This is a genomic window from Bacillus sp. AK031 (genome assembly GCF_053903065.1).
This window is the reverse complement of sequence record NZ_CP096424.1, coordinates 2,211,262-2,238,203: the sequence shown is the minus strand read 5'-3', so window position 1 is coordinate 2,238,203 and position 26,942 is coordinate 2,211,262. Positions and strand designations below refer to the sequence as shown.

28 protein-coding genes and 2 other annotated features are annotated in these 26,942 nt (G+C 40.5%); of the genes, 6 read left to right on the top strand and 22 right to left on the bottom strand.

Translation table 11 applies throughout. The features are described 5' to 3' along the window. Positions 1-13 precede the first annotated feature (13 nt). From M1E09_RS11495 to M1E09_RS11465, 7 genes are all read right to left on the bottom strand, one after another. Positions 14-847 carry an aminoglycoside 6-adenylyltransferase gene (locus tag M1E09_RS11495; protein WP_456271018.1) on the bottom strand — a complete coding sequence of 278 codons (834 nt, stop codon included), beginning with the start codon at positions 845-847 and terminating at the stop codon, positions 14-16. Between the two features lie 687 nt (positions 848-1,534). Continuing rightward, positions 1,535-2,710, bottom strand: coding sequence for a TraB/GumN family protein (locus tag M1E09_RS11490; protein ID WP_456271017.1), 1,176 nt, complete (start codon positions 2,708-2,710; stop codon positions 1,535-1,537). Positions 2,711-2,853: 143 nt separating this feature from the next. Next, positions 2,854-3,732 carry a DUF5700 domain-containing putative Zn-dependent protease gene (locus tag M1E09_RS11485; protein ID WP_456271016.1) on the bottom strand — a complete coding sequence of 293 codons (879 nt, stop codon included), beginning with the start codon at positions 3,730-3,732 and terminating at the stop codon, positions 2,854-2,856. A gap of 708 nt (positions 3,733-4,440) precedes the next feature. Then, positions 4,441-5,370, bottom strand: a complete 930-nt coding sequence (locus tag M1E09_RS11480; protein WP_456271015.1) for an HD-GYP domain-containing protein — start codon at positions 5,368-5,370, stop codon at positions 4,441-4,443. Positions 5,371-5,566: 196 nt separating this feature from the next. Next, a complete protein-coding gene (locus tag M1E09_RS11475; RefSeq protein ID WP_456271014.1) occupies positions 5,567-6,640 on the bottom strand; it encodes a bifunctional 3-deoxy-7-phosphoheptulonate synthase/chorismate mutase in 1,074 nt (357 codons plus the stop codon). Positions 6,641-6,762: 122 nt separating this feature from the next. Then, positions 6,763-6,990, bottom strand: a binding site (T-box leader). Positions 6,991-7,047: 57 nt separating this feature from the next. Beyond that, positions 7,048-7,277 (bottom strand) — a binding site (T-box leader). Positions 7,278-7,420: 143 nt separating this feature from the next. Then, positions 7,421-8,491: a diguanylate cyclase gene (locus M1E09_RS11470; protein ID WP_456271013.1), complete on the bottom strand. Its 1,071-nt coding sequence runs from the start codon at positions 8,489-8,491 to the stop codon at positions 7,421-7,423. Between the two features lie 389 nt (positions 8,492-8,880). Further along, complete coding sequence (locus tag M1E09_RS11465; protein WP_456271012.1) at positions 8,881-9,654, bottom strand: class I SAM-dependent methyltransferase; 774 nt, start codon at positions 9,652-9,654, stop codon at positions 8,881-8,883. A 181-nt stretch (positions 9,655-9,835) separates the two neighbouring features. On the opposite strand from M1E09_RS11465, the gene M1E09_RS11460 reads away from it, so the two are divergent. Beyond that, entirely contained in the window at positions 9,836-10,198 is a 363-nt protein-coding gene (locus tag M1E09_RS11460; protein WP_456271011.1) for a DUF2512 family protein, read from the top strand. 67 nt (positions 10,199-10,265) lie between these two features. Here M1E09_RS11460 and M1E09_RS11455 read toward each other — a convergent pair whose 3' ends face one another. Next, positions 10,266-10,811, bottom strand: a complete 546-nt coding sequence (locus M1E09_RS11455) for a DUF4269 domain-containing protein (protein WP_456271010.1) — start codon at positions 10,809-10,811, stop codon at positions 10,266-10,268. Continuing rightward, positions 10,808-11,002 (bottom strand): hypothetical protein, encoded by a 195-nt coding sequence (locus M1E09_RS11450; protein WP_456271009.1) that lies wholly within the window; start codon positions 11,000-11,002, stop codon positions 10,808-10,810. The genes M1E09_RS11455 and M1E09_RS11450 overlap by 4 nt, the downstream gene beginning before the upstream one ends. Positions 11,003-11,210: 208 nt before the next feature. Here M1E09_RS11450 and M1E09_RS11445 point away from each other — a divergent pair, with 208 nt between their 5' ends. Next, the gene (locus M1E09_RS11445) at positions 11,211-11,390 is read left to right on the top strand and encodes a hypothetical protein (RefSeq protein ID WP_456271008.1); all 180 of its coding nucleotides are present in this window, start codon (positions 11,211-11,213) and stop codon (positions 11,388-11,390) included. A 122-nt stretch (positions 11,391-11,512) separates the two neighbouring features. Here M1E09_RS11445 and M1E09_RS11440 read toward each other — a convergent pair whose 3' ends face one another. After that, entirely contained in the window at positions 11,513-14,680 is a 3,168-nt protein-coding gene (locus tag M1E09_RS11440; protein ID WP_456271007.1) for a DEAD/DEAH box helicase, read from the bottom strand. Positions 14,681-15,525: 845 nt separating this feature from the next. Here M1E09_RS11440 and M1E09_RS11435 point away from each other — a divergent pair. After that, the gene (locus M1E09_RS11435; protein WP_456271006.1) at positions 15,526-16,011 is read left to right on the top strand and encodes a hypothetical protein; all 486 of its coding nucleotides are present in this window, start codon (positions 15,526-15,528) and stop codon (positions 16,009-16,011) included. Next, positions 16,008-16,568 (top strand): CBO0543 family protein, encoded by a 561-nt coding sequence (locus tag M1E09_RS11430; protein ID WP_456271005.1) that lies wholly within the window; start codon positions 16,008-16,010, stop codon positions 16,566-16,568. Before M1E09_RS11435 ends, M1E09_RS11430 begins: the two co-directional genes overlap by 4 nt. 17 nt (positions 16,569-16,585) lie before the next feature. Here M1E09_RS11430 and M1E09_RS11425 read toward each other — a convergent pair whose 3' ends face one another. From M1E09_RS11425 to M1E09_RS11385, 9 genes are all read right to left on the bottom strand, one after another. Next, entirely contained in the window at positions 16,586-16,783 is a 198-nt protein-coding gene (locus tag M1E09_RS11425) for a transcription initiation factor TFIIIB (protein WP_456271004.1), read from the bottom strand. Positions 16,784-16,811: 28 nt separating this feature from the next. Beyond that, a complete protein-coding gene (locus M1E09_RS11420) occupies positions 16,812-17,054 on the bottom strand; it encodes a hypothetical protein (RefSeq protein WP_456271003.1) in 243 nt (80 codons plus the stop codon). 34 nt (positions 17,055-17,088) lie between these two features. After that, positions 17,089-17,355, bottom strand: a complete 267-nt coding sequence (locus M1E09_RS11415; RefSeq protein ID WP_456271002.1) for a hypothetical protein — start codon at positions 17,353-17,355, stop codon at positions 17,089-17,091. Between the two features lie 105 nt (positions 17,356-17,460). After that, positions 17,461-17,973, bottom strand: coding sequence for an N-acetyltransferase family protein (locus M1E09_RS11410; RefSeq protein ID WP_456271001.1), 513 nt, complete (start codon positions 17,971-17,973; stop codon positions 17,461-17,463). A gap of 239 nt (positions 17,974-18,212) precedes the next feature. After that, on the bottom strand, positions 18,213-19,022 hold the full coding sequence (locus M1E09_RS11405) for a cupin domain-containing protein (RefSeq protein WP_456271000.1): 810 nt from the start codon (positions 19,020-19,022) through the stop codon (positions 18,213-18,215). A 260-nt stretch (positions 19,023-19,282) separates the two neighbouring features. Continuing rightward, entirely contained in the window at positions 19,283-19,840 is a 558-nt protein-coding gene (locus M1E09_RS11400; RefSeq protein ID WP_456270999.1) for a hypothetical protein, read from the bottom strand. Positions 19,841-20,004: 164 nt separating this feature from the next. Beyond that, positions 20,005-21,366, bottom strand: a complete 1,362-nt coding sequence (locus tag M1E09_RS11395; protein ID WP_456270998.1) for a TrkH family potassium uptake protein — start codon at positions 21,364-21,366, stop codon at positions 20,005-20,007. Positions 21,367-21,427: 61 nt separating this feature from the next. Beyond that, positions 21,428-22,015 (bottom strand): nucleotidyltransferase family protein, encoded by a 588-nt coding sequence (locus M1E09_RS11390; RefSeq protein WP_456270997.1) that lies wholly within the window; start codon positions 22,013-22,015, stop codon positions 21,428-21,430. 65 nt (positions 22,016-22,080) lie between these two features. Beyond that, positions 22,081-22,836: an aminoglycoside phosphotransferase family protein gene (locus tag M1E09_RS11385; RefSeq protein WP_456270996.1), complete on the bottom strand. Its 756-nt coding sequence runs from the start codon at positions 22,834-22,836 to the stop codon at positions 22,081-22,083. A 250-nt stretch (positions 22,837-23,086) separates the two neighbouring features. On the opposite strand from M1E09_RS11385, the gene M1E09_RS11380 reads away from it, so the two are divergent. After that, positions 23,087-23,521 carry a MarR family winged helix-turn-helix transcriptional regulator gene (locus M1E09_RS11380; RefSeq protein ID WP_456270995.1) on the top strand — a complete coding sequence of 145 codons (435 nt, stop codon included), beginning with the start codon at positions 23,087-23,089 and terminating at the stop codon, positions 23,519-23,521. Positions 23,522-23,590: 69 nt separating this feature from the next. Next, complete coding sequence (locus M1E09_RS11375; RefSeq protein ID WP_456270994.1) at positions 23,591-24,214, top strand: FMN-dependent NADH-azoreductase; 624 nt, start codon at positions 23,591-23,593, stop codon at positions 24,212-24,214. 616 nt (positions 24,215-24,830) lie between these two features. Here M1E09_RS11375 and M1E09_RS11370 read toward each other — a convergent pair. The 3 genes from M1E09_RS11370 to M1E09_RS11360 all read right to left on the bottom strand — a co-directional run bounded on the left by M1E09_RS11370 (position 24,831) and on the right by M1E09_RS11360 (position 26,862). Next, positions 24,831-26,093 (bottom strand): hemolysin family protein, encoded by a 1,263-nt coding sequence (locus M1E09_RS11370; protein ID WP_456270993.1) that lies wholly within the window; start codon positions 26,091-26,093, stop codon positions 24,831-24,833. 52 nt (positions 26,094-26,145) lie between these two features. Then, the gene (locus M1E09_RS11365) at positions 26,146-26,574 is read right to left on the bottom strand and encodes a MerR family transcriptional regulator (RefSeq protein ID WP_456270992.1); all 429 of its coding nucleotides are present in this window, start codon (positions 26,572-26,574) and stop codon (positions 26,146-26,148) included. A gap of 141 nt (positions 26,575-26,715) precedes the next feature. Next, positions 26,716-26,862 carry a hypothetical protein gene (locus tag M1E09_RS11360; RefSeq protein WP_456270991.1) on the bottom strand — a complete coding sequence of 49 codons (147 nt, stop codon included), beginning with the start codon at positions 26,860-26,862 and terminating at the stop codon, positions 26,716-26,718. Positions 26,863-26,942 lie beyond the last annotated feature (80 nt).

Sequence of the window (26,942 nt, the reverse complement as noted above, 5' to 3'; positions counted from 1 at the left end):
TAGTGTTTACAGCCTATAAAACCATGTTGAATATCTCGTCAAGTTGTTGTTGATCATCCTCAATACGGAACTTTCTGCAAAGCTCTTTATGCAGCCTCAAGAATTCAGGAACCATTTTCTTCATTGTATCGATAATCTCATTTGGTTCCCTGCTGCTCATCCAGCTTTGCAGCATACTTACCTGCCAATCCTTAAGCCTGCTTCTTCCGCCTTCAAGCTTTGCCCAATAGCCAGGATTGTTAGGCTGAATGCCTGCCTCCATGAACCAGCCGCTGGTCATCAATAAGCGGAGAGAGTCAAGGCAGTCCAATGCGTAAAAGAACTCACCCCTCATCACGCCGCGATAAACCTCATGAGTATTTGCAAGAATTTTGCTTCTCCATAAATCAAACTCTTCAATCGAGGGTTCATATTTCAATTGATTGGACATCAATTGGATTTCTTTCATAAAGCCGTCGGTGTCATGGACAATTTCAATGTTTTTAAGCCATACAGAAGGTTGAATATCATGTTGAATATAATAGAAAGAATCGACCTTTATGAAACCTCTGAAATGAGCGACACTGTGGGATGCCCATGGAAAGTCTTCATAAAACAAAGTGCTTCCCCACTTGGCTGCGCGCTCCTTCTTGTTCTGTCTGTACAACTCAAACACGTCATCCTTTACCACCACTCGCAGGTCAATATCAGAATAAAGATCCGTATTTCCATTCCCAATTGAACCTCCATAAAAGAGACATAGAACATTTTTGTCGCTCAGAAAATCTTCTTCTATGGCTTTCATCAATTTCTGCCTGATCACTGGAATCTCTAAGTCTCTTTTTCTATGTTCAGAGTTTAATCCCACACAAGTTTACCAGCTCCTTGTTTAATAAGTTGATTATAGTCTTAGTTATCTTTGCAGTTTCATCAGTGTTTAACGATATTATTTCAAAATTGGAAGAAAACTACAATCTCTTTTTTTAATATTTGAAAGAGATTCTGCTTGGTCTACTGAGAGCTTATTCGTACGATTTGGAAAATTGTATGGTGTTTTCCAATCAAAGGATTTTCACTCTATTAAATCCCTTAGAAATACAAAAAAGACAGCCCTCTTCAACTCAAGGCTGCCTCTTTATCATTTGATATCTGACTGTTTTTCTTCTAAGTATTTTTCATAAGCTTCTTTTGCTTCATCTTTAGCAGGAATTTTACTGGAAATCTTTTTATGTATGTCATTCAGTAAATAAAGTCCCCGGAAGATAGAGCCCGCCACAATGGCAAACGCCAGAAGGCCCCATTATTAGAAGGGCAAAACCCAGAAGGGCACTAAGAAAAATGGATAATAGCAAATACATCCTTTTCCCCCTTATATCTTATACTCTCAACAAGGGTAACACACATCTCTATGGATGTGGGAAGTATAATTCTAAATCAAACTATTTTAAAAAATTGATGGTTTCCTGTCCCTCTTCATACGAGAAATGGTTTTCGCCTTTCATTTTTTTCTTAAAAAAGCCAGGTTCCCTTGGAGGAACCTGGCCTTCTAACTGATCTACAGATTTTCTAAGAATAATCGTACAACATCTGCACCACCAATGACGGTACCGAGGGTGCTTCCAAGATTGGCAAGCACGACAATTAGCAAAACCCTTGTTACTTTGTTGTTCCAGAAGCCTTTTACACTTAACACATCTTCAGGCAGTGTTTCAAAGTCCTGGACATTCGGGCGGCGGAAGTACGCTTGGACAAATCCGGCAAACCAGCCTGCTGCCAACAGCGGATTTAAAGAAGTGATAGGCGCTACTACAAAAGCTGTCAGAATGGCAAGAGGATGTCCGAGTCCGATTGCTGCACCAAGGGCAGAGAAAGAGCCATTCCAAAGTACCCAGCTGATGGACTGCTGGATGCCTGCTGTCGGATTGCTTATAAAGGTATAGGCAATCACGGCAAGGATCAGAATCGGAATCGCCCAGCCGATGATTTTTGGAACTTTTGATTTAGGCGGGCGCTGATTTAACCGGTCAAGATCATGATTCTTTTTGATCTCTTCCTTGATTCCGGGAACATGGGCTGCTCCCAATACAGCTACAATCTTTTTGCCCGGTGCGTCTTTAATCTTCTGCGATAAATATTGATCACGCTCATCGATTAACGGTTTCTTCAAGCGCGGAAAATGTTCGGTGAAATCATTCAGCATTGCATCAAGCATATCCTGTGATTTGATTCTTTCCAATTCCTCTTCCGTAATACTCTCATTACTGAAAATACTGTAAATGATCTGCATCATCAATTTTCCTTTTCCGATAAAACCTACCCCGCTCCAAATCCGTGCAAAGGTGATTTGGATGTTGCGGTCAGCAAGGACAAGGTCTGCACCGATTTCTTTGGCCGATTCAATCCCCTGGATCATTTCCTGCCCGGCATTGATGCCAAACTGCTTGGCCATTCGTTTTTGGAAAGAGGAGATTGCCAGGTTCATCAGCAGCAAGGAAGCTTTTCCTTCTTTAATGACTTTAAAAATGTCCATTTCTTTCCACTTGTTGCCTTCCATGACAGATTGATAGCGCGGTTCGTCAAGTTCGACACAAACAGAATCAGGCTGTTCTCTTTCAATTACTTCTTTAACCTGTTCAGCACTTTTCTTTGAAACGTGAGCAGTGCCGATCAGGATGAATTCTTTTCCATCCAGATTCAATCTGGTTATGTTCTGTTCATTTTCAATAGACATAGATTCCCTTCCTTTTATCACATTGGCTTAAAATATGTATGATATGTATAGTTTACCATTTTTTTTATGGGAAATGGATTAATAGAATCCCACTTGAATAAAATCCCTGCATTTTACAAACCAAAATCAACTGACTAAATGATCTAGTCCGTCCAGAATTCTTCCTGGACATTTTCGTGTTTGAGCCACTCAATAACGGATGTTCGTACCTCATTTTCATTCCAGTAAATAATAGCATCTTCCAAACCGGCTTCTTGTACTAAATAGTCAAAGTAAGATGTGCCTAAAAAGTAGCCTAAACGGTTATAGCCAAAGTACTGGCCTCCGGACAAACGGAACCATTCTCTTTCTTTTTCAAAAGTCCATTCGGTTTTGGCATCCTGCAGGAATCTCTTTTTAATGCCGGATATATTCTCTTTGTAAAATCGGAGCCAATCCGCGTCTTTATCATTATAAGAGTAATAGATATCTTCTCTGAATCCCGGGCAGATTACCTTCGATAAATAAGTGGCCGCCCCTTCCCTGTACATGGTGAACAGCCCGTCTGTCCACTCTACCTTGCGCCAGTCCATCTTTCTTTCTTGTGAAAGGGCATTATGAAATATATGGCCTATTTCATGGGCTGCTATGATTCTCAGATGGTCAGGTTTTGCCGAAAGCTTCTCAGCTGCAAAATATAATTCACCAATAATTTTGCGCTCTACGAAAGCATTGGATCCAAATCCGCCCACCAATAGGTTAAAGTTCAGCCTTAAATTCGTGTTGAATCTTTGGTTGTATGCAGACTGGGTTTCTAAAAGGATGTCAGGAAGCAATTCGGATATTGTGCTGATGTCATGGATTTTATCAGGGTACAGGTCTAATGCACGGGAAAGCCTTTCTTCTGTCCTTGGGCAGTGGTAGTTAAAGTATTCATTGAAAATGGCAGGGTATTTCTCATAGTACAATTCTAATGCTTGAAGGGACAAAGGGTTTCTTTCATGGTATAAATCAAGGAATTCAGGAATTGTATTGGTGATCATTTGACTGGCCTCTTTCTTAAATGGGAATTCTTTCTCTGAAGTAATTCGACCAGCAGGGAAGTTTCTCCTTGTTTTGGTTCTGCATGGAATTCAAAACTACATTATTGTTCTTGATGGGCTGACCAGCATTCCGTTCATGTGATATGGCTTGGAATTCATACTTGCACCTCGCTTGTTCCCTTTCCGGGGTGTGAGTTGCCCTCGAATTCAAACTTACACCCTGATTGTGCTGTTATCAGGGTGTGAGGTGTGCTGATTCGCCAACTTGCACCTCGCTTGTTCCTTTTCCGGGGTGTGAATTGCCCTCGAATTCAAACTTACACCTTGATTGTGCTGTTATCAGGGTGTGAGGTGTGCTGATTCACAAAGTTGCACCTCGATAGTTCTTTTCTCGGGGTGTGAGTTGCCCTCGAATTCAAACTTACACCTTGATTGTGCTGTTATCAGGGTGTAAGGTGTGCTGATTGGCCAAATTGCACCTCGCTTGTTCCTTTTCCGGGGTGTGAGTTACCCTCGAATTCAAACTTGAACCTCATACATGACGTTATGGGGAAATCTTTTGGGAATATACTTTTCATCATGACTGGATTCAATGCATTCAGAAGTATGTGAAATGGATTTATTTTTATCATTTTTTTAACAGTAAAAGGGTACTATAAAAACTAAAAATGACCTCAGTCAAATCATGATTGAGGTCATTTTTTCACGTTAAATTATTTTCTTGTCAATACACTCTAAGAAAGCATCAACTACCTGTGCATCATAATGGATCCCTCTGCCCTTCTTTATTTCACTTAAGGCAGAATCGCGGCTGTTCGTTTCCCGGTATATCCTGCTCGAAGTCATGGCATCAAATGAATCTGCAACGGCTATTATCTTTGCGATCACAGGAATCCTTTCCCCTGCCAAACCCTCCGGATACCCGCTGCCGTCTTCTCTCTCGTGATGATATAGAATGGCGTCGAGGATGTCATTCTTTTCGAAAATCTTAATATGGTTAACCATCTCGTAGCCTTTCGTTGTATGGCTCTTGATGATCTCATATTCTTCAGACGTTAATTTACCCGGTTTATTCAGGATGCTTTCCGGAATGCCGATTTTACCGATATCGTGCAGTTTAGCCCCCAGCTCTATTTTCCTGCATTCAGTCTTTGATAGTCCCAGTTGTTTGGCGATCAACACAGAATAGTTCGCGACATTTTCGGAATGAAAGGCAGTATATTTATCCCTGGAATCCAGAGTTTTAGCAAGAGTGGTAGTGAATCTCAAAAGATTTTCTTTCTGTTCGATGAACATTTTAATCAGAGTAGAAACGGCAAACCAAATCGCAAAATAGCTCAGCCATTGAAAAAAGAACACTTCAATTTGTTCAGGAAATCCATTAGGTGAACAAAAAAACCGCAAGAAAGTTACAAAAAAAGTGTTCAAAATTCCCTGGCCGACACTCCTGTAGACGAGCCCCAAATATAAAGAAATCAAGCTGTATATCGCAATCAGACTGACTCCGGTGTATAAAGCGGCATCTATCCATATACCCAGAGCGGCTACCAGGAAGACAATATATCTGTAACGGATACAAATTTTGATTAAAGGATGTAAATGTGTACTTTTATGTATATACTTTGAAAAAATATTCAAGTCATCACCTGAATCCAAGTATAAAACAGGAATAATCATGAATCTACATGTATTTGAAAATATATTTGTCCATTTTTTGGCAGGATTTCCTGTTCATGCAATCATTGACAGAAGTGGCGATCTGCTTACCGATAATAAAGTAAGACTCTGTTAAAATGAAAAGGATATTTTAACAGAGCCCCTTCAGCGGCAGCCATTACAGCAGCTTGTTTTTGAAAGAAATCAATCCTTCCATAAATTCATTGAACTCCTCTATATTCATCTGCTGTGAAGAATCGGAAAGAGCGACTGCAGGATCCGGATGGACCTCGGCCATGACGGCATCCGCTCCAATTGCGAGAGCTGCTTTGGCAGTTGGGAATAATAAGTCTTTTCTGCCTGTGGAATGCGTTACATCTACAACGACCGGTAAATGAGTTTCTTTCTTCAATATCGGCACCGCAGAAATATCCAATGTGTTCCTTGTGGCTCTTTCGTATGTGCGGATGCCTCGTTCGCAAAGAATGATTTCCTTATTTCCTTCTGAGTAGATGTATTCGGCAGCATGAATGAATTCTTCTATTGTAGCAGACAGGCCCCTTTTTAGTAGAACGGGCTTATTCACTTTTCCAACCGTTTTTAGAAGCTCGAAGTTTTGCATGTTCCTTGCTCCGATTTGGATGACATCCACATAGTCGAGCGCCTTTTCTACATCCTGGGGTGACAAGATTTCACTCACAACAGACAGTCCTTCCTCATCAGCCACTCTTCGCAGAATTTGCAGACCTTCCAGGCCGAGTCCCTGAAAATCATAGGGAGAGGTACGGGGCTTGAATGCTCCTCCTCTTAATAGTGTCAGGCCCTGTGCTTTCATTGCCTGTGCAACTGTTTTGACCTGTTCATAGCTTTCCACCGCACATGGACCCATGATGAAGTTTTGCGCTCCGTTCCCCAGCTGTGTTCCATTAATATTGACCACTGTATCTTCTGGATGATCTTTACGGGAAACGAGCAGTGCTTTCCGATGGTCATCTTCCTGCAGTTCAAGGCTTGCTTTGAAAATTTCTTTAAAAATGTGAACGATCGTGGATGATTCAAATGGCCCATTATGGTGTTTAAGTAACATATCCAAGGACTGTCGTTCCCTGACTGGATCAAACCGGTTAACCCCTTCCTTTTTGCTGCGGCCAATTTCTTTCACGATTTCTGCCCGTTCATTTAATAACTGAAGAAGCTGCAGGTTAATATCATCAATTTTATGACGCAATTCCACCAATCCATTAGCACTCATTTTAAAATTCCTCCCATTTCTAAATTAGTTGTAAAAAAATCATTCAAGCTGCTGGCGACTTCCATTGAAATACTAAGAAATTTTGCAAATATAAACTAAAAAAATCCCTGCCGTTAGATAACGACAGGGACGAATGACTCGCGGTACCACCCTCATTGCGAACAGAAATGTTCACCTCTTATAGTTGATAACGATCAATTGACCGTCTTTCCCTTCATAAAGGATGACCTTTACTACGAAAAAGAAGCTCCAGGAGTGTAATTCATGCTTATCTATGGCTGATTTCCACCACCATCAGCTCTCTGGTTCAGGGAGATAAGTCACTACTTGGTTCCTTTCATGGCTGAAATTATTTAATTTTTGCAGGTTGGCAAGGAATATAAAAAGTCCCTGCCGATCATTTGATCAGCAGGGACGAATTTTTCATCGCGGTACCACCCTGGTTGTGAAAACATTCTTCACCACTCAACTTTGGTAACGGTGTCTCACCGTCTTTCCCTTCATAAAGGCAGGCCCTTTACTACGAAAAAGAAGCTCCAGGAGTGTAATTCATGCTTATCTATGGCTGATTTCCACCACCATCAGCTCTCTGGTTCAGGGAGATAAAGCATTACTTTGTTCCTTTCAAAGCCATTTCACTATACTAATTCCGTAATACTTATTTTCGGTATTATATGATCTTCAATAGAAAAATGTCAATACTTTTAACGAAAAAGGGTAAAAAGGTGCAGGTCCTCATTTGATTTCCGCTTTTTCACCAGTGTGTATAAAAGCGGAAACTCAAGCACATTCAACCCGGTTCCTGCCTTTGGCTTTAGCTATATAGAGCGCATCGTCCGTTCTTTTCAGCAGGTCTTTCAATTCTTCATATTTTTCATATTGGGCAATGCCGAAACTGCAGGTGATGTTTCCGGCTTCAGGAAAATTATGCTGGTGGATCAATTGGCAAATAGCGGTGGATCTCTGTTTCCCTTTTTCCAGATTTGAATTAGAAAAAATCATCAGAAATTCCTCTCCTCCCCACCTGCCAATATATTCATTGTCCTTTAAGTTACCCGAGATGAGTGATGTCAACTCTTGCAGCACTTTGTCTCCTACATCATGGCCATAGGTATCATTGACCTTTTTAAAATAATCGATATCAAACATGGAAACGGTAAATGTGGTCCCATCATCCTGAAAGGTTTGTTTTTCCTGTTGCAAAATTTGTTCCATCTTCCTCCTGTTCGGAAGCTTTGTAAGATAATCAGTGTTAGCATGATACTTTGTGATTTCCGCCTCAAGATAGGTTTCAATCATCCTCTGGATATAATATAGCACTACAATGTTCCCCAAGGTAGCTATGGTGAACTGCATCAAGGTATCAATTGTGTCTCCATTGGCATTTATACTGAAAAATACGTGATATCCTGCTACAAAGGCTATTAAGGAAAATGTACTGATTGATACAAATAGGGCCCCCGCCCCCCTGAACGTCAGAAAGACAAGGAAATAATAGATCGATGCCCAATAGGAGACTGTCCCTAAGTGAACATCTCCTTGAACACCCAAGTCATCCAGGATTGCAAGAAACATTCGCAGGAGGAATAAAACGGTGGCCAAGATAAAGACAGACAGTTCAACGAGCCAAAACCTTTCCGGCTTTTTTACGAGCACTGCCCAAAAAATGGACAAACCGGTGATCAATAAAGAGAAGGTTACATTATTGATTGGATCAATATATCCTTCACTAATATATAACAAAGCCATAACAACACCAAAAACAAGAATGAAAACCGGCAGAAGGACAATATAAATACGACGCTTTAAATATGTAAATGATTCGCTTTGGTACAAGTATTGTTTTAACAAAGCAGATTACCACCTTTTAAACAGGGAGTAATCTTATTATAATACTAGATTTAAGTTTTTCGTAAGAAATATTGGAAAAAATTTAATTTTATCATATTTATAATGAACTTTCTTTCATTTTTTTTGTTGTATCTATAGCGGTTAACAAGCTTCAACGGCATCCCAAATAAAAAATAGCTGAAATAAAGTCTGGTTTCGATGACCGTTTGTTTGTCAGTTTTAAAGAAACGGGACCAGCTCCGGTTTGTTCCTTAAATTCCCAGCCTCTCTCTTTCATATATTCAATTACATGGACAAATCGTTCCTTCCTGAATTTCTTGAAAGGAATCTATTCGTTTCTCTCTCGACTTCAAAATTTTTTCAAGTAGCCTTCAGAAAACTTCTGCATGTCAAACAACAATACGGACAATATAACGGGAAAAGGTCACAGGTAGTCCCTGATCTGTTTTATTTTCATCAAAAATTCTGGCCACTTGCTGCAATTCTGCTTTTATTAGCTCATCATAGATTTTAGGGTGCTGTCCGAAGCACCTCCTCTTCAGAACATCCACTGGGGAATGAAGAAACTCGATCACATTCACTTCTTCAATCTCCGACTTGTGAAAGCCACTCTCTTTTATTTTTTGCTGTAAATTACACAACACAGGAGTGCTTTCCTGTTTGTTGAAAAGCCCCGGAAAGAGTTCAGGAAGTTCCATCCCCAGGTTGTCACCGGGATGCAGTGCAAGGAAGATACCGCCATTCTTAACAACTCTTTTTACATGAGGATAAGAGGAGGTTGGCCCTTTGCGATTGTAGGCACAATCAAATTCTGCATTTTTAAAGGGCAGACCTTTTTTTGTATTCCCTTCCACGAATGAAACGTTAAGTGGTGTTCTATCTTTGGGAAGGAATTGGCTGGTTACATCAAACCCGATCACCTCCGCTGCTTCCGAACTGCAATTAAGGGCAAAATCTCCATGGCCGCAGCCGATATCCAGTACTTTTTTTCCTTTGACCATCTTCATGACTTCTTCATCAAAGATTGTCTCTCCATTTGGGACAAGTACAGTTGAGTTCCACGTATAGTTGTATTTTCCTTCTAATTCCCCGATCTGGCTGTACCACTGAATTGAATGAGGCGGCAGCCATTCCTGCATTTTCGTTGGATCTTTCAACAGCATCCCATTTCCTCCTAATGAATATAATCGAAAGGACTATTTCTCCAAATGTGGCCATAATACCTGTATGCACTGGGAACATTTGCGCAAAACTAAGCAAAAAAGGAGTTTTCCTATTGAAGCATTTAAATGTACTTTTGATAAAGTTTGTTATAAGCCTGGTTGTTTCTGGGTGAGCCTTGATTTGTTTTTTGAGGCAACCATTGCAGATATTGTTTCATTCAGTTTGCTGCTTACGGTTATTTCTTATTTTATTGGGGATCGGATTCTCCTGCCTCGTATAGGAAGGGTGAATGCAGTGATTACTGATTTCTTCCTTGCCTATTTACTTGTCTGGGTCTTTGGAGGCATCCTCTTTGAGAGTTATCTGCAGGTAGCGTGGGGTAGTATTATTTCGGCTCTCCTCATTGCAGGTTCAGAGGTGTTCGTTCATTCCTATATTGTAAAGAATGCTGTCACAGAGGCCAGTGAAAAACAACGCAGCTTCAATGGCAATTTTGCTTATGAATTTGCGGAAGATCAGGAGCCGGATCCTCGGAAAGAATAATCTGTTAAGCCCATGACAAGGGAATCAATTGCCGAATTGATTCCTTTGTTTCTAAATAGCTGTATATTCAAAAACACAGCCTTTGTATCAATCCATTTTTAATTCCGTATTGAATGAGCCCTGTATAGGGGTCGCCCTCTATTATCAACAACATACAAAACGCTGGTTCAGTTTTTATGCCGTTTTTCTTTAACCTAATAACCTTCTCCTTTAATGAAGGAAACCTCTGTAAGAGCTTGTATTCAATGATCATATGAAGGTAGGCATGCTGGTTAAGTACATTCTCCGATTGACCAAAGAGTTCGAACTCAAATCCCTCATAAATGAAGTTTGCTTTAATGACTTCCCTTTCTCTAATAGTGGTTCTTTTTACTCTGAAATTCTGCTTGTTTTTGTATAATGAAAGGAGATCTTTTTCAAAAGTATCAGTACTGCCTACATCCATGATGATATCAAGGTCGGAATTCTCCACATCGATACCAATCGGTATTGTGCCGCATACTATGGGAGCATAAGCTTTCAATTCTTCAAGTATCCCTAACTGGCCGACAGCTTTATACGCCATTCGCTGCTTCTCATTCCCGGTTTTCATCTTCATATATAATTGATTCACTTCAAATCTTTTCCTTTAGGCATCTTGACTGCTATTTTATTGAGGATAAATACAAAGAGAACAGTGATAAAGAGTAACATGCTGAAGGCATCCTTGACTGCCTCTCCAAACGGTGAAAAAAATGTGTTCAGAAACATGATAAAAGAGGCTGTTAAGTAAATTGTTTGTGTTCTGTTTTTGATAAACTCCATTTCCCTGCCCCTGTCTTTTTGATTGATATGACCATTATAATTCAACACAGCTTTTCATAAAAGGTTGATTTGCATTGTGTAAATAGCCAAATTTCATTAAATACAGGCAAGAACAGGAATTAATTTCATAATTTTTTAATACTTATATATTGATTAGACAGCACTTTCAGTATTATAATTAAATCAATCTTTTTCACGAGGTGGTTAAATGGAAAGTCACAGGAGTAAAAAAATTTCGAAGCTTTATCGAAGGATCGTTACTTCTGATGAAACAAAAGCTTTGCTGATCTACAATGGGCTGGACAGCAATACGAAAGAAGAACTGCAGCAGTTAATGAAAGAGATTGACACAGCGAATACGAAAAATATCCTGAACAAAATCAGCTGAACTAACTACTGACATTAATAATACGCAACAAGCACAAAAAGGAAGCGCGGAGTTTACTCCACGCTTCCTTTTTGTGTAAATAACAGCAATTGAAATTGAAGGATGTCATGTTTATTCAACCATCAAATATTCAAAATCTCCTTAATATCTTCCTCGGTTAACTGGGATGACTTCTTCTCCTGCGAATCAATCAGTTCTTCAACGAGATTCCTTTTTTTCTCCTGTAATTCATTCATCTTTTCTTCAATTGTTCCACTTGCAACTAGTTTGATGACCTGCACGGTATTTTTTTGTCCCATTCTATGCGCCCGGTCCGCAGCCTGTTCTTCGACCGCGGGGTTCCACCAGGTATCATACAAGATAACCGTGTCGGCGCTATGGAGGTTAAGCCCTGTCCCTCCTGCTTTCAATGAAATCAGGAACACATCCCGTTCGCAGCTGTTAAATCGGCCGCATAAATCCACTCTTTCTTCTGAAGATGTGGAGCCATCCAGGTAAAAGAACGGAAGCCCCTGCCCGGCAAGCTCCCTTCCTATCAAACCGAGCATCTTGGTGAACTGGGAGAAGATCAATACTCTTCTGCCTGAATTTCTGGACTCCTCCAGGATTTCAAGCAGCTGCAGGAGTTTAGCGGAATCTCCTTTATATCCATCCACAAATAGACTCGGATGACAGCAGATTTGCCGCAGTCTTGTGATTCCTGCGAGTATTTTAATTTTATTTTTTCTGAGTGTATCCTTATTCAGGTGTTTTAATGTATCATGCTTCAACTTTGCCAAATAAGCGGCATACAGCTTCTTTTGTTCGGGAAGCAGCTCGACGGTTTCCCTGCTCTCAATTTTAGCCGGCAGCTCGTCGAGAACATCTTCTTTTACACGCCGCAACATAAAGGGCTGGATTCTTCTTGATACAGTTTTAGTCGTGAGCTTACTGTAGTCCTTCAATCCAAGGAACAGCTGCGGGAATACGACATGATAGATTGACCACAGCTCCTCGATTGAGTTTTCTATGGGTGTTCCTGTCAATGCGAACTTGTGGTCTGCTTGTATTTTTTTGGCGGCTCTTGCTGTCTGGGTAACCGGATTTTTGAAGCTTTGGGCTTCATCAAAAAATACGGCTGTAAACGACTGCTTTTCAAACCACGTGATATCTCTTCGGAGTAGCGGGTAGGATGTGATCAACACGTCATAACTCTCTAAACTGTCTTGAATGGTCTTTCTTCTTTTTTTATCCCCATCCACCACGCAGGCTCTTATATCTGGAGTGAATTTTGCAAACTCATTCAACCAGTTATAAGTGACGGCAGAAGGACAGACGATTAAAGCCTGGGTATTATGTAGACGGATCTCAGGAATGATCGACTGGATGAAAGCAATGCTTTGCAGTGTTTTTCCAAGTCCCATATCATCTGCAAGCACACCGCCAAAGCCATAATGCGCGATTGTCTTCATCCACTGGTAACCTTGCTTCTGATAATCGCGCAATACCCCTGTTAAGTCCGCCGGGACCTCGAACTCCATGCTTCCGGGCTTCCGAAGGCTTTCAAGAAACGCACGAAATGATTCTTCCATCTTGAATCCGTCACTTGATTCCACGTGATCAAGGAAATCAAGACACTGGCTCATCGGCAGGGAAATCCCTTTGGCAAAATCGATATGGTCGGCCTGTGAGCTTCGGAGGAAACGCTGGATTTCCTGAATTTCTTTCGTTTCCAACGATAATAAGGATCCGGATTGCAGACGGTAGTACTTCCGTTTTTCCTCAAGGGCAAATAAAAGCTCATGTATCTCTCTTTCGGGAATTCCATCCATATCAAATTTGAATTCCAGCCAGTTCATTCGGTCCCTTTTCACCTTCACACGGATTTTTGGCTTGGCATTGCCTCTGAAAATCCTGTTCCTGACAGCTGTCGTGGCATATATCCCAGCCAGCTTTTTTAACTTCGGCACCATATAGTACAAAAATTCATACTCGAGCTCTTCATTGTGAAGGATATAGCCGCCTTCTGTCCTGGCAAACGAACTGTCTTCCATGATTGCCAGGATTTCTTTTTCTTTTTTCATATCCCTGACAAGCATATTTCCAGTCGGGACTTCTCTTTCTTCCAGCGGATTGATGACCACATTCTCATATTGGAATTCAAGTCCTGCCAGCAGCCGGTTTTTCACTCGGTCAAGGTACAGCTTGGCGGTCAGCGGTGTCTTCATGTACTTTTCCCGCAAGGATCCTGATATATCAACTTTTCCCAGCGTTTTGAGGTCAACTGCGACTTTTTCGAGGAAATATCCGATTCTTGCATCTGGAATAGGAATTTCATTCGTTCCAGATGTATCGAGCATCGCTTTAATTTCAAAGAGACGCTGGCAATCCTCTGGGGCCAGCTTATGGATTTGGCCATTATGGAGAACAGAATAATAAGGAAGGAACACGACCATCCATTGCAGTCCTCTCACATACAAGCTGTATCCATCTTTTATCCCGTCATCGAAGCTGAATTTAAGTGGTAAAGGTCCCTCTGACACCTCGAAACCATCGTACAAGTGTCCCGCATCATCAATCATGACATTCGGTGCCTTTAACAGAAAAGGCAAAAGGGATTCCCAGGAAGATGGCGGAATTATTAGAAGCCGGGGATCCTGGTCTCTTTTGTCTGATTGTTCTTCCATATAAATTCTCTCGTCATGCAGAACCTTTAAGAGCTGTCCCAATACTTCATCGACTTCCCTGCTGAAACAGTAAAGCTTAGGGTCATATATGAAATCGGAGGTTATGGAATGGGGGCGTACATTTCCTGCGTTTTGTAAAAAGGTGCGTATGTCGTTTATCTTCTTTCTGTTCAACATCAGTTCAATACCAAATAAGTTCAGCCCATTTCCAATATGTACAGGTTTACAAGTGAAGTGCACATCGATGACACTTCTTGTTTCAAAGTGCTTTTGTTGTCCAGTGGATTTGCCCGGTTTATTTTCAAAAAGATTCAAGAAACCTTCTGCCAGCGATGAGCTTTCTTTTTGATAATCTTGGATTGCAAGGAGTACAGCGGCAACATGCTGGCACTCAAGGGTGAAGGACGCCAGCTTCGGGCAGGTGCAATCAGCATGGTAACCTCCATGGGGACCTGCTGTAATAATGACCTCGAAATCTTCCGTGCTACTGACGGCTGCTCTGCAAAAAGAATTGTTCATTTCTTCTATTTGAACTTGGTTGTTTTTAAAGTAAGCCTCACCCCGTTTGAAGGAGACGCTTCCGCACTTTTCCAAGATGTCTTTGTGGCTTAGTTTCATATTCATTGTCTATTCTCCTTCCACGGATGATGAGCGAATAACATTCAAATTGTATCATAACTAGAGGGTGCTGATGATGGTTAATCCGTTCTTTCTTATGGGGATAAAAAATAATTTAACAAGATCACTGATTCAAAATCTTCAAATTAAGCTTTTCGTTTGTTCAATAAGCGAATATCTATTCATGCCCCCCACCATAAAAGCGAGGACCAATAAAGAACCAGTACCATGAGCTTATACCATAAGGGAAGAAATTTCCCTTATGTAAGAGATGTCGGGAAAAACAGGTCAAATAGGGGAAATATTTTCCGCTATTTACTTAAAAAACATGAAAATTGTGTTACTGAGCATGCTTAACGGAAAAATTTTCCCTTATTTTAGTTAGCTTTCCTTCTGTGACCTACTCAATTAATGAAATTTATCATATGAATTTTATTATGAATTCATAGTGAAAAAGCAGTCCGTTTTGGACTGCTTTTTCTAGTTTTGCACGCCAAATCTGACCTGCTTATACTGTGTACCAGGCTCCTTTTAAAGCTAATCCCCATACTTACTTTCCCATTTCTGTTTCCATTCAAAATAGTCAGGGTGTACTTCTTCAGCCGTTTTCCCTTCTATTGAGAATCATGAAATGCACAAGTCAATCCACTTAAATATTTCTAATGAAAAAGAGTAAACTAATTTGAAAACAGCAAACGTCCGTAACAAATGTGTCAAAACACTATTCAACGATGTATCCTATGTTTCGACTAACTATTATAAAAAGCCCTTATTCACACTGAGAATCTTGTTAATCATTTCTTTTTACATTATTGTTTTTGATGTTTCTATTTTGTAATGGGAGTCGTTCTATGTTAATTGTAACTTTTATTGTGGTCATAATCATTTCAGTTCTTCTAATCTTCACTTTACCATTACAAAGAAAATGGTTTGCAACTATAGAAATTTTTTTGCTTTTTATGTTTACATCATACTTTTGTCAGAATATGTTCTATACGACTTCATCACCATATGATCGTATTTCTGTAGTAACAGAGCATATCCCTTTTTGGATAGTCCGCCTTCAATATGGTGCTATATTTGCTGTTACATTGATGTGGTTGATGGCTCTTTATCGCTCAAAAGCCTCTTTGCTTCTTCAATTAACAGGGACTTTTTCATGGGTAGCCTTCGGGATAACTGTCGAAAAAACATTCTTATTGATTGGTGTTCTTCGTACTGACAGTAAGAGTTGGTATCCTTCATTAGATATGTTCTTTGAAATGATGGTTATAATACTGACTCTTTATTTTATGAATTTCCTTTTGGGCATATTAAGAAAGGAGAAGATTGTATGAATGTCTTTTTTAATGAACTCCATGACCTATTGAAGCCGATGTTACCCAAGAGATTTGATGAAAATGAATGGTTTACCCTTGCTATTACATTATTAGTGTCTTCGGTTTCCTTTTATCTCCTTAAAAAGAAACCTGTTTTTCTTAGCACGGAAATCATCGGCATCCTTCTATTCAATCTTCTATATACGACTGTAGGGGATTATTTTTTGGCGATGTCACCTTATGATTTTTATGATACCGTCGACCATGACAGTGGTGAACTTATGGATTTGCTGCTTCAGAATATTGTTTATCCTTTTACTTTATTGATCATCATTCATTTTTACGCAAAGCATAAGCCGAATAATTTGATTGCTGTAGTTGCAGGGGCTGCTATTTTGATGGTCCTGGAATGGATCTCAGTAGAATTCTTCAATCTTTTCACTTATAAAGGATGGAAATTATGGTATTCCTTCTTAATATATATCCTTGTGATGGCGACCAACCTTATTTTCTATAACTTATTTCATAAATATTTGCATAAACAAATTAGCGGAAATATCAAGAAAGAGTTTTGAATGTGTAAACAACAATCTCAAAGTGTTCCTTTGAATTTTTCTGGATTTTTCACATACGCTTCCATGATATAACCGCAATCGGTACAAAGAAGGTATTCAACATTTGACCCTAAGCTGAATTTGTTCACAGGAGCAATGACGGCATACCCCGAGTGCCTCCCTTTGCCTAATTCTGTGCCCCCGCACTTTGGACATTCTGTCATTTGACTGTTCATGTTGGCCCTCCTTCAATAAGTTTTTAAATTATGTTCTTTTCTTCATGAACTTCTCGATAAAAGTTAAAGTGATGTAAATAACGATTCCTGAAGCGACAATGATAAGAAATGAATTCGTTACAAGATCAAGGTCCATCTCATTGATAACTTGTTCAACCTCTCCATTCCTATTATGGCGAATGAATGTCCAGCCTTTATATTCCAGTGTTAAGAAAGATATGATAAGTCCTGAGAAAATACCGCCAATAATTGAGAGCCAAGCTTTCTTCATAGATCCCACCTCTTTAATAGGACATCTTTTTTTTTCAATACTGTCCATTTCGTTCACCATTCTTATTTCTCTTATAGAAGGTGACAGCTAACAGAACTTGAATGAGCGGCAGGAGCATGGCCCACGGAAAAGCGGGATAACCACTGAAATACCAAGCATCCGGGAACAGTAAGAGAGCGCTTAACAGCATCCCGATCCAGGATCGCTTTAAAAGTGCGTATATGAAAATGATAGCTGAGGCTATGAGTAATGGATAAAACAAATTTAATGAACCCAATAGGAGACCCATCAAATTTTCCATCTGAACACCCCCCTTTTATATTCATTCTATTCCATACCACGAGCTTAAGTTGATGAATAGCAAAATCACTTTATATTTTAAGATACATCTTATTCAACCGAATCATCACCTGATAAACAGACTTATATCTTTCCACCCATAGGCTGTCTCTTTAAGTCTTCTGCCGCCTATTTCACATACCGTTGAATCTATTTTCAAGCCGCCAAGTGCCTTATAAAAAAAGGCCGCCTCATTACCGTCCATTACCCAGATCAGCATGGAGTTCAATTGGTTCTCTTGCAGATGACGGACGACGGCCCTTATCAATTCAGTTCCAAACCCCTGCTTCTGGTACTCTTCCAACAGGTAAATGGCGTAGATTTCGCCACGATAATCCGGATAATCCCCCGTTCTTTCTTTTCCACCGCAAGCAAATCCGACAACTTGGCCGTTTTCATTTTCTGCAGCAAATACGTGGCCTTTTGGAATGGCCTGTTCCCATAGTTGTTCCCTGGCTTCATAGGTTAATGATTGCAGGTACTCGTTCGGCACTATATCTTTATAAGTAGTCCACCAGCTCTCGACATGGACTCTTGCTATGGATTTCACATCTTCTGCTGTTGCATTTCTGATCTTCATCACACATATCTCCCTTCTGTATGTAAAATGTTTCCTGCTCATTCCCCATAATTTCTATATGGACAGGTAAATTCATTTTCATTGACAGGAACTCCGCTGAGTTATTTGAATACATCAATTATTTCAAAACCATAATAGAGTTACAATCTTTTTTTTACATAAAAATGGAATTCGCTTATTCTTAAAATGGGAATCTAAAAAAACGTCCTGCTCAATGCAGAACGTTTTAAGAGGGAGTATCAGGACTCTGCAGCCATCGCATCAGCCTTTGTTTCATGGACGGTCCCAAATGGATGCTCTGGCGGGGCATATATAGCATAAATTTTCAGTGGTTTATCACCTGTGTTTGTTACATTATGCCATTTGCCTGCTGGAATCATGATGGCATAGTCGTCATAGGCATCTGCTTCAAATGTTAGATTATCTTCCGTATCTCCCATTTGCACAAAGCCCTGGCCTTCTTCAATGCGGAGAAATTGGTCAGTTGTCGGATGAACTTCCAAACCGATATCGTCTCCCACATCGATGCTCATTAAAGTCACTTGCAGATGTTCCCCTGTCCATATGGCGGTCCGGTAAGTATTATTACGCTTTGTCGCTTCATCAATATTGAAGACGAACGGCTTGGACCCGTAATCTTTTAACTCCACTGCCCTCTCTGCACTTAAAGCCTGTAACCGAAGGGCATTTTCCCTATCGACCTCAAAAGACTGGAAGAACAGGTTTTGGACCGCAGGGTGATCAGAAAGGCTGGAATTCCTTTGGCAATCCTGGCAGCCCTGTAACTCCATCTGATAAGCATGTTCTAAGCCTTCGCTATAGTTATGAAAAGGAATATATTCTAATTGAAAATGGGGCTGAGTTCCAGTTAAGGAGATAAAGGCATCTGTAAATTGCCTCATATTCCATTTCTTTTGTTCCAGTCCGTATCCAAGAAAATGTTTGTGTTTGGGATTTGGAGCTTCATTTGCCAACCGGCTGTAAAGGTCAATGGCTGAAGCATTTCGTTTTATGCCGGAAAGGACTGCTTCGGTGACTTGCTGGTCCATCCCCTGGCTGCTCCTATTTTGATAAGCTTGGTTGTAGGGATTCAAAGTTACTCATTCCTTTCAAAGGTTTTTCAGATTATCTTATGCCTTTGAAGGGTAAACGTAACATTATTTCCAAGAAACTGTATTTTTTTAAACTTGAGTTTCATTGTGAACTATTAAAGCAATTTCAATCTTTAACACAGCACTAGGACAAAGAAAAAACAGTCTATTTCAGATTCTACGTTCTCTGAAATAGACTGCTATATTTATTGCTTGCATCATTCTATTTTACTGGACTGATCTTCTTCCTCGAGCATTTCGAGGATATCCACTCTCTCATTAACTTCGATATTGTCCCTATAATAAGAAAACACTTGGCTGTACAGTGACTTGTCTTTTTCAACTGATTGATAAAACTTTTTGCCGAGATGGTCTTCAAAGAACGAAGCCAGAATTCTGCCATCATCTGAAATCGTTACGTTGACACCGTCCATGCCCGTATCAGGCGAGGAACCCTCTTCTATTGGAGAAGTAAGAGCAAAAACAGTCACTGCTTTTACTTCTTCGGAGTTTTTCATGCCAAAATAGTATTCGTTGTACTTCTTCATGCCAACTTCTTCAAATTGAACATTTTGAACAAGATTCAAGAAAGCTTCAATCTTATCCGCTTCTGTCATTGGCAGTTCACTTATATTCAAGACATCTGCCTTTTCATCCTTAAACCTTAAGGAGGTAAACGGCTCCCCTCCAATACTTTCAATGGTTTCCGGATTGCCGGAAGTACAGCCAGAAACAAATATGGATAAAATAATTGCTGCTAAAATTTTAAATTTCATAAAAGAACCCCTGACATTTTTACTGGATAACCTGATTTTACCATACAAACTAGTGTCCACTTATGGAATCTGCCCTTTTTTTTCAACATAGTAAAGCCTGGCAAAATAAAAACGCCCCGTGTCAATTCACGAGACGCTTTTGGGAAGCGGGATAAAGAGAATAATCAACCGATGATCACTTTCTCCTTAGGATAATGATAAGGCTCCTGGACTTTGTTCCCTCTTATAAGGAACAAGAAAGAGAAGATTCCGATACGTCCGATAAACATCAATGAAATGATGATGATTTTACCAGCAGTATGCATTTCTGCAGTTATCCCCATCGACAGTCCAGTGGTCCCGAATGCCGAAGACACTTCGAACACAATTTCAATCACACTGAAAGACGGCTCGAAAATGGTCATTAATATTATGGCCGAGCTGCAGATCATCACGGCTGTAGTGATAACGATAAATGACCGATGGATATCTTCCGGGTCAACTTCCCTGCCAAAGACTTTAATCGTGTCTTTGCCCTTTGCGTAAAAAAAGATGCTCAGCACCATGATGGCAAATGTAGTTGTCCGGATTCCTCCCCCTACGCTGCTTGGAGAGGCTCCGATGAACATCAGGCCGCAGAGCAAAAGTAATGTAGGGTCAGAAAATTGGCTGACATCCATCGTGGCCAATCCGCCATTCCTGGTGGAAATCGATTGAAATAATGAATAAAACAATGCCTCATGCCACGACTTATCAGCAAAGAAATGGTTAAATTCGATAATGAAAATAAAAATGGCACCAAAAAGAATCAATAAGAAAAAGGTGAAAGTCGTCAGCTTTGTAAAGAGAGTGAAACGGTAAGGTGTACTATTTCTATTTGAAATGAAATCCTTCACTTCTATTAATACGGGAAAGCCAATCGCTCCGAGTATAAGCAGCACCATATTGATGAACTGGACAAAATAATCATTTGCAAATGGTATGAGAGAATTGCCCGTTATATCAAAGCCGGCATTCGTAGTAGCGCTGACGGAAGCAAAGAACCCCTGCATGAATGCTTCTTGCCATGTCGGATAGAACTGCAGAAAATAGATCCCCAGTATGATAGCGCCTACGAATTCAATTGCCAGTATGATAATCAGGATCTGCTTCATCAGTTGAACCAAGCCTGCGAATGTAGACCGGTTTTGGTCAGTCATGATAAGCCGGCGGTCTTTCAGGCCGATTTTTTTCCCGAAGATGATCCAAATGAACGTCCCGAGCGTCATAATGCCGATCCCGCCAAACTGCAGGATGAACGCCAGGATAAAGTAACCTGCTTCATTAAAGGTATCTGCCGTGGAAACGACTGTAAGCCCCGTTACACTGATAGCGCTGACTGCGGTGAATAAAGCATCTATCAGTGTCCATTCTTCAAATGTTTTGTGGGCAAATGGCAGGCTCAAAAGGATCGTTGATACGAATACAGCTAGTATGTAAAAAAGTACAATTAATTGAACGGAAGAAAGTCGCCGTTTCAGCTTCTCTTCTTTATTAATATATCCCATTCTATTTCACAACCTTCTAATAGATATGGATAGTATAAAAGATTAATTGGGCTATACCTCATTAATTTTCTGGATTCAAGGTTTTCAGCGAGGACACTTTCACCTTCGTCCAGGTTGCCTGCCAGTCCTTCCGATGAATCCGCTCCTCATAGATTTTTATGAGAGCTGGGGATGTTTGTATAAAAGGCACGGGTTTTACTTTCATATTCAACACGTCTTCTATCCCATGTGGCGCAGTCAGAATGAGTGTATCATCAACATCCAGCTTCACACCAACGGCTGTCACGGTTTCCGGAAACTTAGAGATCGCTTCAACGGAAGACTTGTATGGGGGAACACCATTGACCAGATGCATCCTTGCTTGATTTTTCACCGACCAGGGAACATCAGGCAGTAGGGCCTTCAGCTTTTCTTCCAATTCCTTTTCTATGGATTCGTCTGTATGGTGCTTGTCAAAGTAGACAACATCAACATCAGCTAAAGTGGTTCTTTCTTGAAATCCATGCAAGGTATCCCATATTTTTGAGCGGACGAAACCTGCACACACCCACCAATCAGGTAATTGCAGAGACTTGGCAGCTTTCAGGATATCCAACATCCACTCGTCTTCTTTAATCAATCTAAGTACTTGCTCTTCACTTTTTATCATATTTGTCCCTCCCACCGAACGTTCATTCTCATTATATCATTCATTCAGATTAAGTCAGATTTCCCTTAAAAAAACTCATACAACCCTTCATTAAAATACCGGTATTCTTCCTCAGACACCCGATACCTTGTATACCCTTCATAAAAGGCTTCGAGGATCACCGAGTCACCCTTGAAGCGTCCTATCGCCAGTGATTCATCATACCTCGGGTCTCCGTTTGTCATGCCTGCTACATCTATAAACATCGATACTTCACCTTCTGTGACAATGACATTGTCTGTTGTGCAATCCCCATGTATGAGGGTTTGTTTGACAGGCGCAGGCTTATTCTCCTTCAGTTCTTGCAGGAGTGCGAGGGTTCCATCCGCCTCTCCGGCAGCTAAGTAAATGGCTGATTTCCTCAGCTGCTCATCCAGCCAGGTGTGAATTGCCTCATCAGTCAAATGTCCCTCATGCAGCTGGTTGAGGAAGCTGCCGAAACTTTTGGCCAACCATTTCTTTTCCTGAATGGATGCTGCCTTCCTCAGAGCAGATCTAAGAGTCTGTCCTTCTTCAAAAGACATAATCAAATGACTGCTGTCTACTTCCTCATAAAATCCATAGAATGTCGGCATTGAGATATTATTCTCTTGATTATTCATTTGCAGTACACGTGCTTCCGCCTGCAGCCATTCACGGTATTTCTTTTTAAAAGAGCTTTTCAGAATAAAAGTGCCCTTGTCAGAGTTGATTCTGCGTACCTCTGAAGTGCATCCCTGGTCTTCCAAAACGATTATTGAATGAATGGAGCCTGTTATTTGTTCGATCTTTGAATGGTTCAAAATCAGTCCTCCCTATCGCTACAGTTAATTCTATATGTAGATAGGGATTTCCTGCTTTAGCCAGCAAGCTCTCTGACGATAGATCAATTGACTACATTAGGACTCTATTATGTATGGGCTTAGCAAAGTTTCAACAGTATGTTTAATAACTTTGCTAAACAGAAGCAACATCAATTGACTTTCCTTCCCCGTATCTTTATACTGGTCCAAGTAAATGGTCGTTATAGCAACTAAATACCGGAGGCGTAAAATGAAGCTGACATTTCAGGATTATATCAGTATCAAAATTCACAAGACAGATTTAAACCTTACAAGCTACATCAAGTCCCGTCTTGAGGAATACAACCTGGCTCCCGAGCAGAACCTAGTCATGATGCTTCTTTGGGAAAAAGACGGAATGACCCAGAACCAAATAGCCGAGAGACTCGGAAAGGACAAAACCAATCTGGCCCGCATGGCTTCAAGCCTTGAGAAAAAAGGGTTCATCAAAAGGACGAACTGCCAGGACGACCGGCGCTCCCTCAAACTTTATTTGACTGAAACAGGCAAAGATCTGGGCGAAAAAGTAGTCCCTATTGCAGAAGCGTTCAATGACATTGTTTGTGAAGGGATTTCCGAACAAGACCTTGAGGAATTTGAGAGAATCCTTACAAAAATTAATGTGAATGTCCAAAGAGAATTGTAGGTTCTCTCTCTGCCCTATAGTTGCTATAACAACTTAAATGAATTTCTAACAACGGAGGCTATATACAACATGGAAAAAGTACTTTTTATCAAAGCAAATTGCAGACCAATCGAACAGGCAGTAAGTGTCAAACTTTATCATACATTCTTGGACAGCTATAAAGAAGCGCACCCTGAAGATGAAATCACTGAGCTTGATCTGTTCAATGAAAATCTGCCTTACTATAACAATGACATGATCAACGGCATGTTCAAGCTTTCCAAAGGAATGGAACTGACAAGCGCTGAAAAACAAACAACGGAAACGGTTACGAAATACTTAAACCAATTCCTGGAAGCGGATAAAGTGGTATTCGCCTTCCCTCTTTGGAACTTCTCTGTTCCTGCAGTCCTTCATACGTACCTGGATTACCTGGCTCAAGCCGGTAAAACGTTCCGCTACACTCCAGAGGGCCCTGTCGGATTGCTCGGTGATAAAAAAGCGATATTGCTGAATGCGCGTGGCGGAGTCTATTCAGAAGGACCAGCCCAGACGTCTGAAATGTCCGTTAACTATGTAAAAACGATGCTGACATTTTGGGGAGTCAAAGAGATCAAAAGTGTAATCATTGAAGGCCATAACCAGTACCCAGACCAAGCAGAAACCATTATTGAGGAAGGGTTAGTGAAAGCTGCCGCGGTGGCTGCTGAATAAATGGCTGACTTTGCACTGTTAGAGAAGTGTAAATAACACGGTTCGCGGCGCGAGTTGGTGATAAAAAGGAAGTTGCACCTTGGAAAGCAGCTGAACGAGGTTCAAGATTGATAATAAGAGAAACTCACACCCAGTTTGAGGCTTTAGCGAGGTTCGAGTTGGTGAAAAAAAGGAAGTTGCACCTAGGAAAGCAGCTGAACGAGGTGCAAGTTTGATAATAAGAGACACTCACACCCTGATCGAGGCTTTAGCGAGGTTCGAGTTCGTGATAAAAGGGAAGTTGCACCCTCGAAAGCAGCTGAACGAGGTGCAAGTTTGATAATAAGAGACACTCACACCCTGATCGAGGATTTAGCGAGGTTCGAGTTGGTGATAAAAAGGAAGTTGCACCTAGGAAAGCAGCTGAACGAGGTGCAAGTTTGATAATAAGAGAAACTCACACCCTGATCGAGGCTTTAGCGAGGTTCGAGTTGGTGAAAAAAAGGAAGTTGTACCCTGGAAAGCAGCTGAACGGGGTTATTAGCAAATCAAAAAGGCAGAAGTTCACACCAATAGTGAACTTCTGCCTTTTCTGCCTTAAAGGGCCTTGAGAATCAAGCCTTAGTTTTCATTGTGGTCACTCTGTTTCAAGACTTTCAAGGACTTCGACTTTAATCTTCCTTACCCTTCGATTCTCAACTTCTTCTACAGTGATCTTTAAATTTTCGTAATCGAAACTTTCCCCTTCATTCGGGATATCGACGAAACTTTCGATGACCCATCCACCCAGCGTGTGATAAGAACTTTCGGGCTCTGGTACATCGAGCAAGTCTGTGAACTCATCCAATTGAATTTGAGAGTCAAAAGTATAAATATTTTCATCCACTTTCGTCATCGAGTGGGTCTTTTCATCCTGTTCGTCCCAGATTTCCCCGACAATCTCTTCCAGAATATCTTCCAGTGTGATTAGGCCGGTCGTTCCGCCGAATTCATCCATGACAATCGCCATATGCACCTTATCCATTTGCAGTTTGGATAATAGGTAAGAGATCTTAGCAGATTCAAATACAAACATCGGTTCCCGTATCAATTCCCTGACATTGACCTCGCCATATTTTAATAAATGCGTGAAGAACTCCTTCTCTGAAAGAATCCCAATCACATTATCAATATGGTCTTCATACACAGGTATTCGGGAGAACCGCTCCTCGAAAAACACTTCCTTGATTTCATCAACCGACTGGCTGACTTCTACGGCTTTTACATCAATTCGGGGTGTCAGGACTTCCGAAACCATGATGTCATCAAAATCCATTGACCTATCGATGAGGTCTCTTTCTTCTTTATCGATTACGCCTTCCTCTTCACTGATATCCAGCATAACCTTTAACTCTTCTTCCGTTACAGAAGGCATCGCATCATTTTTCGAGAAAGCTTTTGAAACTACTTCTTTCAGCTTAATGAAAAGAAAGTTAACAGGTGTAAGAACTTTAATCAAAAAGTAGAGGACACCTGAAATGGTCAACGAATAACTTTCGGCATTTTCTTTAGCTAAAGACTTTGGCAGGATTTCTCCGAAAATTAATACAAGGATGGTCATCCCAATCGTACTGATGACTAGGCCGGTATTGCCTCCGAAAATATCCGTGGCAAGCTTTGCTGAGATACTGGCTGCGGCAATGTTAACGATATTATTTCCGACCAGAATAGTGGACAAAGCGTTGTCAAAGTTTTCTGCTATATAGACAGCCTTCTTGCTCCCTTTAACCCCTTCACCTTCAAAGTTTCTCAGCCTTATCTTATTGACACTTGAGTATGCCGTTTCTGCAGAAGAGAAAAAAGCAGAAAGCAAAATTAAAACCCCTAATAAAATCAGTGAATACAGTGGTATATCGTCCAAAAAAAAGTCACTCTCCCTAGAGTATAAAATGATATTTATAGTTTATATAACTTCAAACAGAAAATACCAATAAAGATTGAATCAAAGCCATGGCCTGCGGTGATACCCGGTTAAGGACCTGCTTTTTATCATCATCCTTTAATGAATTTACTATCTGTATGATCTCATTCAATTCGGTCGACAGGTGTTCCATTTCATATTTTACACGATCGACTTGTTTCTCAAATACCTGGATATCCATGTCTTCATCCTGATTCATGGAAAGACGTTCCTTAATTTCTATAAGCGGCATATGCACTTGTTGACATTGTTCTATGATTTTCAGCTTATCAATCGTTTGTTCATCGTAATGGCGGTATCCATTTTGAGAACGTGAACAATCTATCAAGCCTAACTTTGTATAATAGTCGATTGTCCGCTTTGAGACATTGCTTTCCTTAGCGAGTTCACCTATTTTGTAAGATTTCCCAATGAAAATCACCTCTGCTTAATTATAATCCCATATCCCTAAAGTGTACAGTGTAACGTTGCGGTTTACACTAAGAATGATATTTCAATTATCAGAAGGCAAAAAAACGAGTATAAAACCAATGTGATTTTATACTCGTTTTTTGAGTATTGATTAATTTTTATAATATGGATAATAAGGGAATGGTGCAGAACTTTTCACTGTGTCAGGCTTGATTACCCACTCAAAGTATTTGGTCTTGCCAGAAAAAACGGGCTTTTTCGTGCTTCCATCATAATAGGAAGATTTCTCTGGTTTCATGTATGATCACCCCATAATAATATGTATTTTCATTCTATAATGAAAATTGGTTTTGCAGGGATATTTTACTGAATTCAATT

Coding starts and splice junctions, on each gene's coding strand:
- M1E09_RS11435 (WP_456271006.1), top strand. CDS start 15,526: ATGTTAATTGTAACTTTTATTGTGGTCATAATCATTTCAGTTCTTCTA.
- M1E09_RS11465 (WP_456271012.1), bottom strand. CDS start 9,654: ATGCTGTTGAAAGATCCAACGAAAATGCAGGAATGGCTGCCGCCTCAT.
- M1E09_RS11375 (WP_456270994.1), top strand. CDS start 23,591: ATGGAAAAAGTACTTTTTATCAAAGCAAATTGCAGACCAATCGAACAG.
- M1E09_RS11390 (WP_456270997.1), bottom strand. CDS start 22,015: ATGATAAAAAGTGAAGAGCAAGTACTTAGATTGATTAAAGAAGACGAG.
- M1E09_RS11490 (WP_456271017.1), bottom strand. CDS start 2,710: ATGTCTATTGAAAATGAACAGAACATAACCAGATTGAATCTGGATGGA.
- M1E09_RS11380 (WP_456270995.1), top strand. CDS start 23,087: ATGAAGCTGACATTTCAGGATTATATCAGTATCAAAATTCACAAGACA.
- M1E09_RS11360 (WP_456270991.1), bottom strand. CDS start 26,862: ATGAAACCAGAGAAATCTTCCTATTATGATGGAAGCACGAAAAAGCCC.
- M1E09_RS11450 (WP_456271009.1), bottom strand. CDS start 11,002: ATGGAGTTTATCAAAAACAGAACACAAACAATTTACTTAACAGCCTCT.
- M1E09_RS11395 (WP_456270998.1), bottom strand. CDS start 21,366: ATGGGATATATTAATAAAGAAGAGAAGCTGAAACGGCGACTTTCTTCC.
- M1E09_RS11400 (WP_456270999.1), bottom strand. CDS start 19,840: ATGAAATTTAAAATTTTAGCAGCAATTATTTTATCCATATTTGTTTCT.
- M1E09_RS11415 (WP_456271002.1), bottom strand. CDS start 17,355: ATGGAAAATTTGATGGGTCTCCTATTGGGTTCATTAAATTTGTTTTAT.
- M1E09_RS11410 (WP_456271001.1), bottom strand. CDS start 17,973: ATGAAGATCAGAAATGCAACAGCAGAAGATGTGAAATCCATAGCAAGA.
- M1E09_RS11485 (WP_456271016.1), bottom strand. CDS start 3,732: ATGATCACCAATACAATTCCTGAATTCCTTGATTTATACCATGAAAGA.
- M1E09_RS11420 (WP_456271003.1), bottom strand. CDS start 17,054: ATGAAGAAAGCTTGGCTCTCAATTATTGGCGGTATTTTCTCAGGACTT.
- M1E09_RS11475 (WP_456271014.1), bottom strand. CDS start 6,640: ATGAGTGCTAATGGATTGGTGGAATTGCGTCATAAAATTGATGATATT.
- M1E09_RS11440 (WP_456271007.1), bottom strand. CDS start 14,680: ATGAATATGAAACTAAGCCACAAAGACATCTTGGAAAAGTGCGGAAGC.
- M1E09_RS11430 (WP_456271005.1), top strand. CDS start 16,008: ATGAATGTCTTTTTTAATGAACTCCATGACCTATTGAAGCCGATGTTA.
- M1E09_RS11425 (WP_456271004.1), bottom strand. CDS start 16,783: ATGAACAGTCAAATGACAGAATGTCCAAAGTGCGGGGGCACAGAATTA.
- M1E09_RS11445 (WP_456271008.1), top strand. CDS start 11,211: ATGGAAAGTCACAGGAGTAAAAAAATTTCGAAGCTTTATCGAAGGATC.
- M1E09_RS11405 (WP_456271000.1), bottom strand. CDS start 19,022: ATGGACCAGCAAGTCACCGAAGCAGTCCTTTCCGGCATAAAACGAAAT.